Annotated in this window: 12 protein-coding genes and 1 pseudogene; 9 read left to right on the top strand and 4 right to left on the bottom strand. The window is 34.7% G+C overall.

The window, feature by feature from the left end; genetic code table 11:
- The first annotated feature begins 38 nt into the window (after positions 1-38).
- The 7 genes from ureG (at position 39) to B0A65_RS01210 (ending at position 7,276) form a co-directional block, all read left to right on the top strand.
- Positions 39-677, top strand: coding sequence for an urease accessory protein UreG (gene ureG / locus B0A65_RS01240; protein WP_074658210.1), 639 nt, complete (start codon positions 39-41; stop codon positions 675-677).
- Between the two features lie 4 nt (positions 678-681).
- Positions 682-1,479 carry an urease accessory protein UreD gene (locus B0A65_RS01235; protein WP_074658212.1) on the top strand — a complete coding sequence of 266 codons (798 nt, stop codon included), beginning with the start codon at positions 682-684 and terminating at the stop codon, positions 1,477-1,479.
- 7 nt (positions 1,480-1,486) lie between these two features.
- On the top strand, positions 1,487-2,185 hold the full coding sequence (locus B0A65_RS01230; protein WP_074658214.1) for a hypothetical protein: 699 nt from the start codon (positions 1,487-1,489) through the stop codon (positions 2,183-2,185).
- Between the two features lie 34 nt (positions 2,186-2,219).
- The gene (locus B0A65_RS01225; protein ID WP_074658216.1) at positions 2,220-3,080 is read left to right on the top strand and encodes an urea transporter; all 861 of its coding nucleotides are present in this window, start codon (positions 2,220-2,222) and stop codon (positions 3,078-3,080) included.
- Between the two features lie 29 nt (positions 3,081-3,109).
- Positions 3,110-5,167 carry a TonB-dependent receptor gene (locus B0A65_RS01220; RefSeq protein ID WP_083370390.1) on the top strand — a complete coding sequence of 686 codons (2,058 nt, stop codon included), beginning with the start codon at positions 3,110-3,112 and terminating at the stop codon, positions 5,165-5,167.
- A 12-nt stretch (positions 5,168-5,179) separates the two neighbouring features.
- Positions 5,180-5,986 (top strand): DUF2490 domain-containing protein, encoded by an 807-nt coding sequence (locus tag B0A65_RS01215; RefSeq protein WP_074658218.1) that lies wholly within the window; start codon positions 5,180-5,182, stop codon positions 5,984-5,986.
- A gap of 63 nt (positions 5,987-6,049) precedes the next feature.
- Entirely contained in the window at positions 6,050-7,276 is a 1,227-nt protein-coding gene (locus B0A65_RS01210; RefSeq protein ID WP_074658220.1) for a Rid family hydrolase, read from the top strand.
- Positions 7,277-7,396: 120 nt separating this feature from the next.
- Here B0A65_RS01210 and B0A65_RS01205 read toward each other — a convergent pair whose 3' ends face one another.
- The gene (locus B0A65_RS01205) at positions 7,397-8,281 is read right to left on the bottom strand and encodes a helix-turn-helix domain-containing protein (protein WP_074658221.1); all 885 of its coding nucleotides are present in this window, start codon (positions 8,279-8,281) and stop codon (positions 7,397-7,399) included.
- A gap of 703 nt (positions 8,282-8,984) precedes the next feature.
- On the opposite strand from B0A65_RS01205, the gene B0A65_RS01200 reads away from it, so the two are divergent.
- Positions 8,985-9,440, top strand: coding sequence for a response regulator (locus B0A65_RS01200; RefSeq protein WP_074658223.1), 456 nt, complete (start codon positions 8,985-8,987; stop codon positions 9,438-9,440).
- Between the two features lie 813 nt (positions 9,441-10,253).
- Here the strand turns inward: B0A65_RS01200 and B0A65_RS01190 are convergent.
- The 3 genes from B0A65_RS01190 to B0A65_RS01180 form a co-directional block, all read right to left on the bottom strand.
- Positions 10,254-10,949, bottom strand: coding sequence for a hypothetical protein (locus B0A65_RS01190; RefSeq protein ID WP_074658225.1), 696 nt, complete (start codon positions 10,947-10,949; stop codon positions 10,254-10,256).
- Positions 10,950-11,163: 214 nt separating this feature from the next.
- The gene (locus B0A65_RS01185) at positions 11,164-11,730 is read right to left on the bottom strand and encodes a hypothetical protein (RefSeq protein WP_207556390.1); all 567 of its coding nucleotides are present in this window, start codon (positions 11,728-11,730) and stop codon (positions 11,164-11,166) included.
- A gap of 1,785 nt (positions 11,731-13,515) precedes the next feature.
- Positions 13,516-15,195 (bottom strand): tetratricopeptide repeat protein, encoded by a 1,680-nt coding sequence (locus B0A65_RS01180; RefSeq protein ID WP_074658229.1) that lies wholly within the window; start codon positions 15,193-15,195, stop codon positions 13,516-13,518.
- Positions 15,196-15,606: 411 nt separating this feature from the next.
- Here B0A65_RS01180 and B0A65_RS01175 point away from each other — a divergent pair.
- A pseudogene (locus B0A65_RS01175) lies at positions 15,607-19,994 on the top strand (ThuA domain-containing protein); the annotation flags it as partial.

Below are 19,994 nucleotides of genomic sequence, written 5' to 3'. Positions count from 1 at the left end.
GAGAATAAATAAGAAAGAGAAAATAAAAAAACAAAGAAATGGAAACTAGAAAATATGTAAAAATAGGAGTTGCTGGGCCTGTAGGATCAGGAAAAACAGCATTGTTAGAACGTTTAAGCCGAAAAATGCTAAACGACTATAATTTAGGTGTAATTACTAATGACATCTACACTAAAGAAGATGCCGAATTTATGGTAAAAAACAGTTTGCTGCCAAAAGAAAAAATCATTGGAGTAGAAACTGGAGGATGTCCTCACACAGCGATTCGTGAAGATGCGAGTATGAATTTGGAAGCAGTAGATGAATTGGTTTCACGCTTTCCTGATATCGAATTAATTTTAATTGAAAGTGGTGGAGATAACCTTTCAGCAACTTTTTCACCAGATTTGGCCGACGTTACGATTTTCGTAATTGACGTGGCCGAAGGAGAGAAAATCCCTCGTAAAGGTGGGCCAGGTATTACAAGATCAGATTTGCTTTTGATAAATAAAATTGACTTAGCACCATATGTAGGAGCTAGTTTAGAAGTGATGGAGAACGATGCACGTAGAATGAGAAAAGGGGCACCGTTTGTATTCTCAAATCTTAGATCTACAGAAGGAATTGATGAAGTTATTGGCTGGATCAAGAAATATGCATTGTTAGAAGATATTGAAGAACCAAATTTAGTTCGTTAATCAAATGGTAAGTACCCTAAAAATAGAAGTAGAAGAAAGGGATGGGGAATCATTTTTAAGAGATGCATACGTGACACAGCCCTTCAGGATTATGCCTGTTGGGCAGTATAAATCTGATGGAGCTTCGTATTTGATGATCATGAGTTCATCACCTGGAATTTTAAGCGGTGACGTTTACGATATACAGGTGAATGTAAAAGAAAATGCTCGTTTGCAATTGCAGTCACAATCCTATCAGCGATTGTTTAACATGGATGGGAGTGCTTCGCAGATCATGAATGTCAAAATGGAAAAAGGAACTTCTTTCTCGTATGTTCCTCATCCTGTGGTGCCTCATGAAGATTCAACATTTAAAAGTCATAATAAGATTTACATCGAAGATGATTGTGATTTGACGATAAGCGAAATCATTACCTGCGGCCGTAAACATCACGGAGAAACTTTTAAGTATGCTCATTTTCAAAATCTTCTAGAGGTTTATCATCACGATAGACTGGTCTTAAAAGACAATGTTCTCTTAAGACCAGATATTATGCCCTTAGCAGCGATGGGTTTGCTCGAAGGCTTTACCCATCAAGGAACTTTTGTATATCTCAATACAAAAGATGACGACTTAGAAGATCGTATAGAATACTTTTTTAAAGAACTTGAAGGACTAGAAAATGTATCATTCGGAATAAGTAAGCTAGAAGCAAACGGTTTTGTGATTAGAATTCTAGGAAATGGAGGAGAGCAAATGTTTGATTTTTTCAGAAAAGTGCAGGATGTGCTTTGGGAAGAAAAAGCAGTAATACAAATTTAAACAGGTTATGGATTCAAATTTAATAGCATTATCAATTACAGCGATCAGCATCAGCTTTTTTCATACCGCTTCGGGACCTGATCATTATTTGCCATTTATTGTTTTATCAAGATCTCGCAAATGGAGTATGTCCAAGACAATTATGCTTACAATAGTTTGCGGTTTAGGGCATATTTTGAGTTCGGTAGTTTTAGGATTTATTGGAGTTTTTTTAGGATGGCAAATCAATAAAATAACATTTTTCCAAGATTTTAGAGGCAATGTTGCAAGTTGGGCACTGCTGTTATTTGGTGCAATTTATCTTATTTACGGGCTTTGGGCAGCATACAAGAACAAAGCGCACAAACACTTTGACGTAATGGGAGAAGATGTATTTGTGTTTTCGCATAAACATGGAGAAGTGGTTATGCCTACGAATCGAGTTAAAGTAACGCCTTTAGTTTTGTTTGCCATTTTCGTAATGGGACCAAGTGAACCTCTAATTCCTTTATTATTCTATTCTGGATTGAAACGTTCTGTTGGTGAAATTTCTACAATTATTGGTGTTTTTACTCTCAGTACTGTTTTGACTATGCTTGGTATGGTGCTTTTAGGTGTATATGGATATTCTTTTTTCAAAACAGAGAAACTCGAACGTTATACCCCAGCAATTAGCGGAGCAGTAGTTTTAGCATGTGGTGTCGGGATGTTTTTTTTAGGCTGGTAATTCAAATAATTTTTATTTCTAGAAGTATACACAAATGAAAAAAATAAAATCAATAGTAGAAACAGTGCTTAAGGGCATTGGACAAATCATGCTTCAAGAAAGTGCTTGGACAGGATTATTATTTTTAATTGCGATATCTTATGATTCTGTCCTTATGGGATTCGCGGCCTTACTGAGTGCTATAATCGGTACTGCGACGGCAAAAATTTGCAATTTTAGTGACGAAAATATAAAAGCAGGTTTGTACGGATTTAATGCAACGTTGGTCGGAGTAGGATTAGCTTTCTTCTTTGAAACAAGTCCGTTAATATGGTTTTTACTTGTTTTAGGATCTGTACTAAGCACATTGCTTATGGAATTTTCTATTCGTAAAAAGATTCCCTTTTTCACCTTTCCTTTTATTGTAATTACGGTAATTGCTGTTTTGAGTATCCAACATTTTGGATTAGCAACAGCAAGAGTGTCTGTAGCAAAAGGAGAGATGCCTGAACTTGAAGATTTTGCAGTAGCAGCGCATGCCTATAGTGAAGTGATTTTTCAGGGAACTATTGCTGCAGGTTTGCTGTTTTTTATTGGAGTTTTTCTCAATAATCCCACAGCAGCTTTATACGGATTCCTAGCGGCAGTAATTGCAGCAGCAATTGCACATTTTGATCAAGATTCTGTAAAATTAATAGAAGATGGAATGTTTAGTTTCAACGCTGTTTTATGCGGAATTGCATGCAGCGGAACAAAACCAAGAGATGGATTATATGTATTGCTATCAGTCGTCATAGCAACTTACTTTGACATTTTTATGATGCATAATGGATGGATTACACTTACGTTTCCATTTGTTTTATCGATGTGGGTAATTGTATTCCTAAAAAAAATAGTAGGCCGTTTTGAAAATTAAACGGCAATTGTAGAAGAAAATTAATAATAATGAGAAACAAACTTTTTACAGCAATTGTAATAGTATTGTTAACGGTGCAGAATGGATTTGCTCAAGAAGTAAATAAGCCAGAAGCAAAAAAATTAGAAGTAAACAAAGCAGAAGCAGATACAGTGCATCTGAGTAAAATAGTTATCAGTAATATCGACTTCAGAAAAAAGATAATGAAAGTTGATTTAAAAATGTCACCTGTAAATTCTGCGCAGGATTTATTGAGAAAGGTTCCCGGACTGTTTATTGCCCAGCATGCTGGAGGAGGTAAAGCAGAACAAATATTTTTGCGAGGTTTTGATAATGATCATGGAACTGACATCAGCGTTATGGCTGATGGAATGCCAGTAAACATAGTCTCACATGCGCATGGACAGGGATATGCTGATCTGCATTTTCTAATTCCAGAAACAATCAAAGATATCGATTTTGGAAAAGGAGCTTATTATGCCGATAAAGGAGATTTTAACACCTCGGGATATGTCAATTTTAGCACATTTGACAAATTAGAGAATAACCTTTTTAAAATTGAAGGCGGTTCATTTAATACAATGCGAGTGGTGACAATGCTTAATCTTTTAGATAAAAACAACAAGGATAAGAGTTTTTATGTCGCTGGCGAATTCAATTATACCGATGGACCGTTTGATGTCAAACAGGATTTTACACGCGTTAATTTTTTAGCGAAGTACAGCCAATGGATTGATGAAAAACAATATATCTCTATTTTAGGATCTACTTTTACTTCAAATTGGAATGCCTCAGGACAAATTCCTGAAAGAGCAGTAGAAGAAGGAATTATAAGTAGATGGGGATCTATAGATCCAACTGAAGGCGGAAGAACATCGAGAACTAATTTGGCATTAAATTATAGGTATTTAGCAAACGAGAACGAAGAGTTTTCCAGCAATTTATTCTATTCTAAATATAATTTTAATCTGTTTTCGAATTTTACTTTTTTTCTAAATGATCCTGTTTATGGAGATGAGATTCAGCAAACCGATAATCGTTCTATTTATGGACTTGAAAATAAGTATGTCCGAAGATTTGCATTTGAAAATAGCAACATGACCTGGACATCGGGAGCAGGATTTCGTTTTGATGATATCAAGGATTTACAATTAAATCATGTCTATCAGCGTGATTTATTGTTAGATAGAATGTCTGATGGATCTGCTACAGAAGTCAATGTTCACGGTTATACCTCAATCGATTATAGAGTTGGGAAATGGCTTATCAATCCATCAGCGAGGCTGGACTATTTTACCTTTAGTCTTCATGATCGTCTTGCTAGTTTACCTGCGGCGAAAGAAGCTTCGGCTGCCAGAGTAAGTCCAAAATTGAATATTTCGTATACACAGAACCAAAATGTGCAATGGTATATTAAGTCTGGTTTTGGATTTCATTCCAATGACGTAAGAGTTGTAGTAGCACAAGATGGAAAAGACATTCTACCTTATTCTTTTGGAAGTGATTTTGGTGTTATTCTGCGCCCAACGGCCAATATGATTATTCAGCCAGCGATCTGGCATATGTATTTGCAGCAAGAATTTGTATATGTTGGGGATGAAGCTGTGGTAGAACCGTCAGGAAAAACACGTCGTTTAGGTTTTGATTTGAGTTTGAGATACCAACCGATTTCTTGGCTTTATTTAGACGGAGATCTTAATTATGCCCATGCCCGTTTTATTGATGAGCCAAAAGGAGAAGATTATATTCCGTTAGTACCAACTCTTACCAGTACTGGAGGCGTTGCGGTAAAACTTTCTTCGGGTTTTTCGGCAAATCTAAGATACCGCTATATGGATTCACGTCCTGCCATCGAAGATAATTCGGTAAGAACAAGAGGTTATTTCGTCAATGATCTTGTCTTGGCTTATGGAAAAAGAAACTGGGAAGTAAATATGCAGTTTCAAAACATCTTTAATACCAAATGGAATGAAGCGCAATTTGAAACAGAGACCAGACTTAGAGACGAGGCTAGTTCAGTATCAGAATTATGTTTTACTCCCGGAACTCCTTTCGCTGTGAAAGCAGGAATAAGCTACAAATTTTAAATTTTAGAAAATATGAAAAACGTGTCTGCAAAAAGCAAATTGCTATTGGCAGTGGTCATTTTTGTGGTCACATTTAGTAATAAATCATATGCACAGTTAAGCCCACCAGGCTTGGGAGAGGCAAAAAATGCTTCTTGGTTTGCCTTTGGCGTTAGGCAGTCTTTAGACTCGCTTAAACAAAAAGAATCGACAACTTATGTAGGTGTTGGTTTAAAGAGTAGTCCAGATGAGAATAATCCATTTTCTAAAATGGCAATTCTGGTAATCAACGAGGAAATTTCCAGCCGTTATAGCAAGAATTGGGAATACTCGTACGCACTTAGCTACAGGAGGTCTAGTAATTACGATCCTAAAGCCCCATATGAAACATTATATCCTGCCATTGAACAGGAATTTAGATTATACGGCCGTTATTCCTATATCAGGGAAGGCAATGGACTGAAATGGAAAAACACAGTAAGAGGAGAGTTTAGGAAATTTTTTAACCCTGATTTTACTAGTGCCGAAGAGAATTTTCAGTTGCGTACTCGCCTCAAAACACAGCTAAGCCTGGATTTAGGAAGCACTAAAACACATCATATTATAGGAGGTGCCGAAGTTCTTTTTGCAATCAGCAAAGAAAATGAACCCGAGAAGCAGTGGTCAAAATTTGATTATAAAGAAAGCCGACTCACTCTTTACTACTCACTTACCCCACATGAAATTCCATTTATTTTCGATGTAGGCTATATGTATAACCTCATTGGTAAAGGATCTGATATTTCAGATGTAAATTATTTGGCCTTTGATGTAATTTGGAAAAATCCTTTCGGAACATGATAAGTCAGTAGAAAAATTTAGAGCATAAAAAAGTAATTATAAAAACAGAAAACAAATAAATTTATGAGTGAAATTAAGAAGAATTCGAGAAACACAGAAAATGCGCCAAAAAGTCCGTTTTCAACACAAACAGTAGCATTTTCCCATTACAACAATATTTCAGCGCAATTGCCTATTGATCCTAAAACGGGAAAAATTGTAGGAAATGATGTTAAAGAGCAGGCAAAACAATGTTTGCTAAATATTCAGTCGATTGTAGAAAGCATTGGACACGTTATGGATGACGCGGTAAAATTAACTGTTTTTCTTAAGAATATTTCAGATATTGAGGCTGTAGAAGAAGTGTATAAAGTATTTTTCAAGAAAGATCTTCCTACACTTACAACTGTTGCAATAAATGCTTTGCCTTTAGATGGTGCTTTGCTGCAGATTGATGCTCTTATATCAAACGGTGAAGGCACGACTCCGCAAAAAGCTTTAGATTTAGTTAAAGTGACCAAAAACACAGAAAAAGCACCAAAAAGCATACATTCGCAGACAGTGGCATTTTCTCATTACAACAATATTTCAGCCCAATTGCCTATTGATCCTCAATCGGGTAAGATTGTAGCAGGCGGTGTAGTAGAGCAGGCAGAACAATGTTTAACAAACATTCAGGCAATTTTAGAAAGTATCGGACATGTTATGAATGATGTGGTTAAAACCACTATTTTTCTTAAAAACTGCTCAGATGCTCAAGCAGTGAGTGGAGTTTTAACAAAATTCTTCCCAGACTATGTTCCTGCCAGAACAATTGTTAACGCTATAGCTTTACCAATAGATGCTTTAGTGCAGATTGATGTTGCAGTATCGCATGGTGACGGGACACCTCCACAACTTCCTGAAGACACACGTTTTTTGATAATTGAGGCAAACAATACCCAAAATGCACCAAAAGTTTCGTATTCACACTCTGTTGCTTATTCGCATTACAATCATATTTCAGGTCAATTGCCTCTAATTCCAGAAACAAATCAAATAGTGAGTGGTGGCAGTGTAGAGCAAACAGAGCAATGTTTAAATAATATTAAAGCAATTTTAGAGAGTATCGATCACAAAATGGATGACATTGTTAAAATAAACATCCAGCTTAAAAATATTGGAGATCTTGAAGCCATAAATGAAGTCTATACTTCTTTTTTTAATGGCGATTTGCCTGCAAGAACAGTAATTGGCGTTTCGGCAATCCCTCTGGATGCTTTGGTTCAAGTTGATGCTGTTGTGTCTAACAGTGAAGGTACGCCTGCTTAAGTAACTGTTGAGAAATTTCACTTATTTGGAATAGAGTTTTTCCAGACAAAAAAACGCTTATACAGGATTCTTAAACCTCCTGTATAAGCGTTTTTGCTTTTTAGAAATAAGAGGTACTTTTTATTGCTTTAAAAACTTTGATCGGTACTCAGAGGGAGATTGTCCTGCCACTTTTTTAAACATGCGTGAAAAATAAGAAGGCGATTGAAATTGCAATTCAAATGCTATTTCTGCTATTTCTTTTGAATTATCCTGCAAAAGAATTTGGCTGTGTTGGATGGTAATTTCGTTTATCCATTGTTTTGGCGCTTTTCCTGTGGTTTCTTTAACACATTTGTTCAAATAATTATCTGATATTTTTAATAGATTAGCATAAAAATCTATGTTTTTATGCTCAATGTGGTTTTTCTGTACCAGTTCTCTAAACTGAAAAGAGATAAAACTTGCACGGCTAAGAGATTTGTGATCTGTATTTTCTGTTCGTATAATTTTTAATAATGCCGATTGAAGAAGTGCTATAGTGATGTCATTAATGTGTTCGGCTTGGTTTAATTCTTCTTCCAGCAATTCAAATAAACGAATAAGCCAATTAATTTTATTGGGATCTAAAATAGAGAAAGGTGAAGTGTAAAAGAAGTTTAAATCGTTTGTACTTAATGCAATTTCAGTAATAACTTCGTTTTCATAAATAACAAAAAAGCCTTCAACATCCTCTGAAAGCTCTAAGGTGGCCGTAAAATTTCCTTGTTTGATATTCAGTGCCTGATTCGCATTAATTTCAAAAACAGATGTGTCCAGCTGTTGCCTTACATATCCCTTTGTTACAAAAATAAGAAAGTTAAAAGTTGTCTGGTACGCATTAACGGGGATTACAATTTTCTTTAAATAATTTTCAATTCGGTACAGTTGCACCTTAGAATTATTAAAGAGATTGTGACTTGTTATATCTGGAAGAAAGAACTTCTTGTACTCATAATTACTAATTAATTTAGGATTGTTTTTCATGCAAAATTGATTTTCTAATAAAACTGCGAATGTAAAATGCAGAGGATGCAATACAGGATTTAAAGTTAATTCTTAAAACTGGATTTACAGCTAAAAACGAAACACTAAGTTAAGCTATATTTAGGTATTTATGTTATGAGTTTTTCTCTCTAAAATATTTGGAACTAAGGATTTACATTGCTCAATGTGAGGCATTTTATTGTCAAGGTATTTAATGGGAAGGACCACAGCTCAAACGCCAGTTTTTCCGCCATTGCAGTATCACCCTTTTGAGTTTGCGCATATCAATGGTGTTCTGCCAAAAAGTACGCTTGGTAGATATGGATTTTCTCTCCGTATAAGGTTCCACTGGATTGTTGTCAATCCCGTTGCTTTTTCCAGAATCTTTCCCTTTTATAGTTGGCAATAATATTACAGATTGTAATATTATTTAATTTTGATATATTTCAATTTACGATAAAGTTCTTTAATTATTTTTTTCTACAGCACAAATGCCTGTAAATATTGAAAACTTGGAAGAAACAGAAAGATTAAGAAAATGTAAAAATATTTTTTTTAATGTGTTTTTTCCTAATTATGAATTAACTTTACAAGCCCCTGATCAGATTTGAATATCATGTTGCAGTTTTAAAAATTGCGCGGGCCTGCCCGTTTGGAATACCGTTTATCCGAAGTAGTTTTCTTTAATGTAAATTTTAGTAAAATGGCGTTTGAAAAGCACAATTCGAAGAGATTTATTTTTTTGGCCGATGACGACAGCGATGACAGGGAGTTCTTTGCCGATGCGGTGAGCGAGGTTGATCCGAATGTTATTCTGGGGCAGGCCCCTGACGGTATGCATCTAATGGATAACCTTCTTTCCCTTTCAGGTGCTGAGCTTCCCGAGTTTATTTTCCTGGATATCAATATGCCGGGCAAATCAGGCCTGGAATGCCTTGCTGAGATTAGAAGCTGTAAGGGGGAGCTGAGGGAAGTGAACATTGTTATGCTCTCCACCAGCAGTGATCCTGAGAATATCCAGAGAGCTTCAGAGCTGGGCGCTACGTTTTACGCAGTAAAGCCCAGCTGTTTTGAGAGGCTCAAATCCCTGCTCGGGGAAGTGCTTTCGATGAGCCTTGTTGGGGCTGTTGAAGGAAATAAAAAGTTTCTTTTGGTTTAGTTTAGTTAGTTTAGTTTTAGGCTGAATTAATTAAATATGAAGAATTGCTGCCTGAATCTAATTCACAGTGATCAGCATCGTTAATTGTATTTAATTTTATTTAGGTTTAATATTATTTTTTAGGAGTTTTTCCCCGCTATCCGTTACAATCTTTTGTGCCGAACCCCGGCACAAAAGGATTTCCACTGCTATCGGGGCTAGGCTCCTGAGGAGCCCGGCTCTTTAGACTAATAAATAAGTGAGATTATAAAAAAATGGCTCCAATTGTCTTCAATTGGCGCCATTTTGCTTGTTTGTGACCCCATAAAGGACAAATTACGCACCGCTTTATGGAGGATTTAAAGAGATTGGCTTACTGGAGGTAGGGGCTGTCTTTGAATGGCTTCAACAATTTGGTTTGGATGTCCTATTGGGTATCGATTAAAATTTGTTGACTTTTGATTCTTTTATATAGTTTCGAACTAATGATGGGATGGATTCCTGCAGCCATATGGGCGATGCTGTCGCTTCAGAATGCCAGAGCTGACATAAGAAATACCACACTTTTTAAGGTAGTGAAAATAAAATAAAATAAGGTGGCAAAAAATATAATAGATTTTATTAGTAGGTATTGTTTGTATCGATGCTTAGACTCTGAATTCTTTAGAGAATGATAAGTAAAACAAACAGCTTAAAATTTTGTAATACTTTACAATTTGTTCATAATTGTCTCTTGTAATAAAATGGAATCAGTGGATATTCTTCTTCCCGATTCCATTTTTGAGGTTTTCTGTAAATTTTTCATTTGTCGAATGGGAAAATTAAACAGACCTCTTAGGAAGGATCGTAGTCGTAATTTTTAACCAGTGTTAATACAATGGTCCATTTATTGTCCTTTTTCTCCATTAAATAAATCTGTTCTGGTTCACCTCCTGTATAAAATATGGATGAGTATTTTAAAATGGCATATTGTTTATTCAAACTTAGAATAGGCTTGGATATAATATGCCCAGTTGCACTTATTGATATGGTCCCATCATGAATTTTTGAAAATAGTTGTTCTTTTTCAATTATCGGAATATCAAATGATCCAAGGTTTTTTGTACTCCAGAAGAAGGGTTCATTAGCTTTTTTATAAACAGACTTCAATGCATCGATTTCATCAGCATCTAATGGCCAGTTTTTAATAGTCGCAGGTAAAAAATCAATTCTTTTTTTATTTAAGGGAAGATTTTTATCTAAGTAAGCCTGCGTGTAAATATCTAAAACATTTTCGTTTGAAGATGCATCCTTAATAAGATAAGATGCATTTACATATGGAATGTTTTTAAGATTCTTTTCCTTAACAAAATCCTGAACTATCTGCTGTTCTATTTTTACTGTGGAGCAGGAAACTGCTAGCATTCCTGCTATTGCTATAATTAATTGTTTCATGATTTTAAGCTCTCTGTAATATTTTTTTAAATCTTTAGGCGAATGTTCATCGATTTTTAATGAGGCATAAGTTTCAAAGGAATCTGAAAGACTCATAAAGTGAATTATGCCATGGGATTTTCTCCTTTCCAATGCTTTATGGAGAGTGTTAGTATTGTTCAGACGCAAAGGATGAATATAATAAAGAAAGCTCTCACTTAAAATAAGAGAGCCTTTGTGTCTTATGGCAAAAAATAACAGGCATATATTTCAGCTGTCCATTGATCAGCATTTTTTGCTCTTTCTTGCGTATATCTAAAACAATAATGCATCATTTAGAACTGACCATTCCTATTTCTTTAATTTTAAATTGGCCGTAATTATTTTTTTCTTCTGCAGTCCAGCGTCCCTGATTTTTTTTGAGCAGTGCAGTAACCTGCTCGACATAAATCGGTGTTTCCCATTCCACAAATAGTACAAGAGGATTCTCTTTATTTTTTATCTTTTTATTTTTTGTCTTTGCATCATAAAAATTTAAGCTTAAATCCGGGCTCAGATTTATATTTTTAGAACTCAGATCATTTGAGTAGTCTTTTATGTCCAATGCTAAATCTTCAAATAAAACATTTAATTCTTTTCCTATATAGAATTCTTTATCTGATAAAAAATTAGTTTGCAGATACTTTAAAGTGTCCCCTTTAAACTCAGCAAGAGGTTTATGGTGTGGGTTTTTAAATTTGCCATTGCCTGCATTAATAGCAGTATCATTTTGAGATTTTGCGTTATTTAAAACCTGTTCCGGTTTGCATGCAGCAGACATCAGAATTATTAAGAATAATGCATATTTTAAGTTTTTCATTTTAATTGCAGTTAATTTTTTCATAACTATTTTTTCCATTTTCATTAGTCTGCTTCTCTAAACCAATTTTTTTAAAGTCATCAGGAATGGAACTTGACTTGTATAAAGTTACTCGGGAATTGTTCAACACTAATGTGGTAACTCTTTCGTATGCTTCATTAGTAGAATAGCCCAGCCGCTAGAAATCCCGAATAGTCGATTTAAACAGTTCCTACTGCAAAAGTATTATCACTTCCGATTGATGAGTAATTCTATTGCTTCCCACAAAGAGCTTATTGTAAAGAAAAACAGGACAAAAAGCATACAGCATAAAGATATTTTCGTACTTATAATCTTTGCTTTATAAAAAATGGAATCTTTATTGCCTTTTCTAAATTTTTCTAAATTCCAATTGTATAATGTATATAGCAGGTAGCCCATTGTTATATAAGAAGAAGATTTAAGTAATAAAAAATATATATATATCATTTTTCGGTATAATTATTTTAAATCAATAAGCTGTTTTTTCTCAGTTATTTCCTTGTAACTTTAATAGAAGATTTAGAATGACTAAAGTATTCTGAAATTTTAAAATTGGATTTTAAATTTGATTAAAAACCTTTCAATTTTGCGTAAGCACTTATTTTATTAATACTATTGGCCTAAAAAAAATATCACACTAGCACCTCAATAACAAATAGTGCTACGCTTCGGTATTGTAAAGAGTGATAGTATTAATGGCTGGAAAAATTGATCATATTTACAGGTTCATTAGTGGGAATATAAATCGTGGTCTCGGCCCTGAAAGTATGGGGAGTGTTTTAGGGTTAGTAATATGAGATATTATATTTTTATTATAAAAAAGATACCTTAATTAATATAACTTTTTTTTCTATAAGTATGTTTTTTTAAACTCTTTACCTTCATTACAATAGCAACAAAATATAATTCTTCTGAATAAAAATAGTGAGGACTTAATGAAAGTAATTAATTTGATTAATCAGGCTTTAAAAAGCGTTAATTATTGAGTATATTATAGAATGACGGATATGAACTTGTAGTGACTAACCTGCAGGAAATCCTAATGGCAGGGATGATAAAAGAATATTATCGGCAGAAAAATTGAGTAAAGCATGAAACTGGGCCTTGTATTGCGCGAACGCTATATAGATCAAGTACAATAGTTCAACGGAATACAACTGGCTACCAAGCTAGGGATACATTACTATAATATTTCATATATTATGAAGAACTGACAGAAAAAATTTCCAGGATATTAAGATGCTTATTGAGGATCATACCATAGTCGAGATGGTTGAACTGTATCACAGAAGTTATTCCTATACACACAAAGAAAAGGAAACTGATAAACGGAAAGTCCATCGACTTTTCCTCAGCAGTTGATGATTTGAAGCCCTTGTGCCTTCGTGAAAGGCATCGGGCAATAATAAAATTCAACATGATCGAGCTTATTACCTTGCTTTAAAACTAAATTGGTTTTATGGTGGCCCATGATTGAAGTGCTCACACTAGGAATTAACCACTGGATTGCTATTTTTAATATATGGAATACTATCCGGCGCAGCCTGTATTGAGACAAACTCAATTGAAGATTATTATGGCATGACCACACTTGTTGTAAAGATGGTATTGAAAATGTAGTTTTATTGAAAAAAATTAGCATCGGAGGATGAGGCACGCAAACTTTATATGTAAATCCCAATTCAATGGGTTATTGGCTGCACATTAGGACCTAAATCTGGCAGACCTTTATTTGTTGGTTTTTCAGATGGTTTGACCGCCTTAAAATTTAGCAAAAGGTATTATCTATTCCAAATAAGAAAGCTATGCTTTTACATTATCAAAAAGCATTTTGAATTTAACGCCAATTTTCTTTTTGATTCGTTGTTTGGATTTTTTAACAGCATCACTAGTAATCCCTAGAATACCAGCAATCTCAGTATTGTTAAAATTAAGTTTTTGCAGCAATAAAATACGTTTATTAGAATCTGTAATTTCAGGAAAATCTTTTTGTAGTTTAAAATAAAAATCGGGATATTCTTTTTGAAATTCTCTCTTAAAATTCTCCCAGTTTTCTTCAGTCATTAAGTGAGATTGCAATAAAGTATTTAACTTTCCGCTTTTTTTCTCCAAATTATAAGATGATGACCTTTTAATGTTATCTATTTCAATATTTAGTTTTTTAATTTGACTATTTTTCTCTCTTAAGTATACAAGATGATCATTCAAATTTGCGTGTGTTTCGTATAATTTTTTTTCTGTATTTTTTTTCTCTGTTTCTAACAAATTTACTGTTTGATCATACTCAAATTGACTGGCTTTTTGTTTCTTTTTACTAAAATGGAGCAGAACTAAACCGAGTGCAATAACAAAAACAATTATTGAAACATACATAGTACGCAATACATATTCTTCTTTTAGTTTAGTTTCTTTTTTATTAATGTTATTTTGAAATTGTGATTTTTGAATCATCCAATTGGCTTGATTTATAGCTTCGTCGCTGTCTCTGGTTTTTAACGAATCTTCAAGAGTGAGCATCCTTCTTCTTAGTTGCAATTCGTTATTGGTTTTATTTTGTTTTTTTAGAATTTCTAATTTAAGTCTGATAATTTCAAACTCTAGTTTTTCAAAATAAGATTTTGAATGAACGATATTTTGGATGTTGTTTAATGTTTGTTCTGCTTTATCAAAATTCTTAGTAAGAATGTACAATTTAGCCAATAAAACAGAGGCATACATGGTGTTTTGGTCATTTTTGTTATTTTCAGAAATACGAATGTCTTTTTTTAATAAATCTATTGCTGATTTATAATCACCCTTTTTCTGTTTTACTTGGGCTAAATTGCCTATTGCTTTGGCATAGCGAACCTCATCATGAATTTGTGTTGCCAAAAGTGCGGTTTGCTGAAAATAGGATTCTGCTTGCTTGAGTTTTTCGATACGAAAATAGTTCATTCCAATACCATCTAAAATGGCGACATATTCAGAAGTTTTTTTAGTAGTGTGTCTCTTTGCCAGATCAAAATAATGAAAGGAATTTTCATAATCGCCAAAGGTTTGCATCATCCAGCCTATTTTTTTGAAAGATTCTCCAGCTAAAATCAGTTGCTTAGGATCAATTTGCTCTATGCGGTCAGTTATTTTTAATAGCATGGGAGTCAAGTTAACATAATCTCTATTATGATACAGATAATACACATAGTTAAGCTGTGTCCAACTTTCAAGGAAAGGATTTTTGAATGCACTTGCCTTTTTTATGGATTGTTGGTAATGCCAATCACTTTTTTTATTCAAATTATTATAATAGTTACTAAAGCCGTTGGCTAGTAAAGCTTCGTAAATAATCTGATTTTGTTTGGTTTGGTTTAAAGGTTTCAGGAAGTTTTTTAACGCCAAAGTATCCTTGTCAAAAGATTTCTCCTGAAGCAAGAGAGCCTCAATATTTTTAATTTGATTTGCCGAAGATGAAAGTTTGATTGGGTTATTTTGTGGATATAATTGCATAACAAAAAGAAATAGGAGGATGCAATATATTTTTTTGGAATGCATATAAGTTGTTGTCAGAGGTTGATGATTTTGGATCGTAAAAATAGCAAAAAAAAAGTTTTTGATTTTATATTATTATGTATAACCTATTGACTTTACTCGTTTTTAAGTTGAAAATGTCCCCCAATTTGTCCCCCCTTACAATTTTTTAAGCATACAAATGCAAACTATTTTTACAGAAATATTAAAGATTGTATTGCAAGTGTTGATAAATGCAATTAGTTCTTAAATTAAATTCTATTTAAATCATTTTAATGGTTTATGAATTTTCAAATCTTTTTAGATACAAAATCACTACTGTCTTGTTTCCAAATGATAGTAATGGTTTAAGAAAAAACAATACTTATCACAAAACCTACCTACTGGAATATGAAAAAACTTTACTCACTACTCTTTTTTTTATTTACAATTTTACAATTCCAGGCTCAGTGTAATACATCGCTTAGTACTCCTTATGGTTATAATGCAAATAACAATGGAATAATGTTTAATATTACTGCAGGAGCAGCTCCAATTACAATTACCAGTTTTGATATGAATTTAATGTCAGGTACTTATGAAATATATTATATGCCAGGAAGCTATGTTGGTTCAGAATCTACTGCGGGCTCCTGGACAAAAGCGGGAACCGCTGCAGTAACTAGTTTGGGCACGAATCTTCCTACTCCAATTCCAATTCCTTTAAGTATCACGGTACCAGCTAATACAACCTTTGGATTTTACATAACTTCTAATAATGGAAGTTATGTAATGTATAATGTTAATTCGGGATATACAAATATTGCGTCTAATACGGATATCATAATAGCAGGAGGAGCAAGTATAGCATATCCGTTTACAGTAACTATTCCAAACAGAAGTGTAAATTGCACCCCTCATTATACGAAAGGACCAAGCATAACTACAACAGGAACCCTAATAGAACTTGACACTAAAACTACTTCACAAAATGCTAGTTTACCATATACAGCTACAACTGATATTCCTACCAGTTATAGTATAGATTGGAATGCTGCAGCCAATACAGCAGGTTTAACTGATCAAGCCAGTACTAACTTTGCATTTACTTCCGGAGCTGGAAATTTAAATACGATTAGCGTACCTGCCAATCTTCCAGCGGGTACTTATACTGGGAATTTAACTATTAGAAATGCAGGTAATTGTACAAATGCAACTACACAACCTATTACTTTAAAGATTAACACACCATTTACCTGTCCAGCAGATATTACTGTACCAAATGATGCAGGAATATGTGGTGCTGTTTTGAATTATACTTTGCCAGTTGTTACAGCTAAGAAATTAGATGTTCTGGTACTTGGAGGATTATATGAGTCAGATGTGAGACAAAAATTGTTAAGTACTAATCAATTTAATAGTGTAGATGCAATTAATATCAATAATTCAACTCCAGATTTAAGTACTTTACAAAAATATGATGCTGTACTATTATATACTTTTGGTTCTGCTCTTAATAGTGTACAGTTAGGAAATACTCTTGCACAATATATTGATGGAGGTGGTGGTGTGGTTGATGCAGCTTATGAAGCTACATTTTCACATATACTAGGAGCTTATGATACAGACGTATATAGAGTACTTAATACATCTTATTTTGAAAAACATGGGCAAGTGAGTTTAGGGACTATAGATTTGCCAAGTCATCCTATAATGAAAGATGTAACATCATTTAATGGAGGAACTGATATCCCTAGAAATGATTCAAATGTTCTTACTCCAAATTCTTATGTAATAGCAAGATATAATAACAATGATCTGTTAGTTATGGCAAAAGAAAATGTAGGTCCTTTAGCTGTAAGGAGAGTGTGTTTGAATTTTTTCCCACCTTCGTCGACTGTAAGTTCTTCTTATTGGAATACAGCCACAGATGGAGCTAAACTTATGGCTAATGCCTTAAAATGGGTTGGAAATAGGGTTGAATTGAATCAAACTGCGGGTTTAGCATCAGGAGCTGTTTTTCCTGTAGGTACAATAACCAATACTTTTGAATATACAGATGCAAATGGAGATTTACAAACTTGTAGTTTTAATGTTGTAGTTAATGATACCGAAGCACCAGTTACAGATTTACCTAAATTACCAACAATTATTGTAAAATCTAGCTTGGCGAGTATAACAGCACCAACCGCTACCGATAATTGCAGTGGGGCTGTAACAGGAACAACGACAACAACTTTCCCAATAACCGCTTCCACAACAGTAGTGTGGACGTACACTGATGCTGATGGTAATAGTGTTACACAAAATCAGCAGGTAGTAATTACCCCAGCAGATACTACTGTACCAAATGATGCGGGAATATGTGCTGCTGTGGTGAATTATATCTTACCAGTTACTGCAAGCAAACCAAAAGTTTTGGTTGTTGGTTTTGATCTTTTGAATCAAAACTCAAATATAAAAGCGACACTAGATGCTACGCAGGCATTTTCACAGGTGGATACATTTACCAATGTTTTAGATTTTAATTTATTAACATTAGCTTACTTAAAACAATATGATGCCGTTTTCTTATCGTTAAGTCATAATTTAAATACAACACAAAAAACTACGGCAGGAAATATATTCTCAAGTTATATAGATGGAGGTGGAATAATTGTAGATGCATATGAGTCAGAAACAGCTGATGCTTTTTTAGGCACTTACAACACTGACAACTACAGAGTTTTAAATGTCGGTACATTTCAGTTTTCTAATACTACCTTCTTGGGGCCATTAGTGTCTGGCCACCCTATTTTTAATGGAGTAAATAGTTTAACTTTTGGTACAGGTAATGCGTTTATAAATACTACATCAATAACATCAGGTTCGGTTGTTATTGCAGAATATTCTAATGGTATTCCTCTGGTTATTGTTAAAGAAAATGTAGGCCCGTCAAATGTACGACGTGTTACATTAAATATGGTGGCTTGGACGGATCAAGCTAATTCTTTTGGTTGGGATTCTGCTTCTGATGGTGGGAAACTGATAGCAAACACCCTTACTTGGGCTATAAATAAATTAAATGTAAATCAAATAGCTGGTTTGGCATCGGGAGATAGTTTTCCTGTAGGTACAACAACCAATACATTTGAATTTACCGATGTAAATGGAGATTTACAAACTTTTAGTTTTGATGTTGTTGTTACCGATGATGAAGGTCCAGTTGCGGATGCAACTATTTTATCTGCAATCACAGAACAATGTAGTGTAGCAAGTATCATCGCACCAACCGCAACCGATAATTGCATTGGATTGGTAACTGGAACTACTACAACGACTTTCCCAATAACAGCGTCGACTACTGTAGTTTGGACATATACTGACGGAACCAATACTTCGACTCAAAATCAAATCGTAACCATTGCAGATACAATGGCGCCAGTTGCTGATATAACTACTTTACCAATAATCAATGAACAATGTGAAGTAACGGCTATCACACCGCCAACAGCTACTGACAATTGCATAGGAGCAGTAACCGGAACTACGACGACGACTTTTCCAATAACAGCTTCGACTACTGTAGTTTGGACATACACTGATGGAAGGAATTCAAGTACGCAAAATCAAATCGTAACTATTGCTGATACAATGGCTCCAGTTGCCGATGTAATTACTTTATCTACAATTACAGCACAATGTGAAGTAGCAACCATGACTCCACCAACTGCAACTGACAATTGCATAGGAGGGGTAACCGGAACTACGACGACGACTTTCCCAATAACAGCTTCGACTACTGTAGTCTGGACGTATACTGATGGAACTAATTCAAGTACCCAAAATCAAACCGTTACTATTGCCGATACAGTGGCACCAGTTTCCGATGTAGTTACTTTGGCAGTTGTTAATGGACAATGTGAAGTAACAGCGATCACACCGCCAACAGCTACTGACAATTGCATAGGAGGGGTAACCGGAACTACGACGACTAGTTTCCCTATTACAGCTTCGACTACTGTAGTCTGGACGTATTCGGATGGAATTAATATCTCGACTCAAAATCAAATCGTAACTATTGCCGATACAATGGCTCCAGTTGCCGATGCAGTTACTTTATCCACAATTACAGCACAATGTGAAGTAGCAAGTATTACTGCGCCAACTGCAACTGATAATTGTATTGGAGCAGTAACCGGAACAACGACGACTACTTTCCCTATTACAGCTTCAACAACTGTAGTCTGGACGTATTCGGATGGAATTAATACCTCGACTCAAAATCAAACCGTAACGATTGCCGATACAGTGGCTCCAATTGCCGATGCAGTTACTTTATCCACAATTACAGCACAATGTGAAGTAGCAAGTATCATAGCGCCAACTGCAACTGATAATTGCATTGGAGGGGTAACCGGAACAACGACAACCACTTTCCCTATTACAGCTTCAACAACTGTAGTCTGGACGTATTCGGATGGAATTAATATCTCGACTCAAAATCAAACCGTAACGATTGCCGATACAACTTCGCCAGTTGCGGATGTGACTACTTTACCAGCAATTACAGCACAATGTGAAATAGCAAGTATCACAGCGCCAACTGCAACTGATAATTGCATTGGAGGGGTAACTGGAACAACGGCCACGACTTTCCCAATTACAGCTTCGACAACTGTAGTATGGACGTATTCGGATGGAATCAATACATCGACTCAAAATCAAACCGTAACTATTGCCGATACAGTGGCTCCAATTGCCGATGCAGTTACTTTATCCACAATTACAGCACAATGTGAAATAGCAAGTATCACAGC

Origin of the sequence: Flavobacterium frigidimaris (assembly GCF_002217275.1) — a bacterium.
In the GTDB taxonomy this organism is placed as follows: domain Bacteria; phylum Bacteroidota; class Bacteroidia; order Flavobacteriales; family Flavobacteriaceae; genus Flavobacterium; species Flavobacterium aquidurense.
Note: the sequence above shows the minus strand (reverse complement) of the source record. Positions and strands in the feature narration are given on the sequence as shown.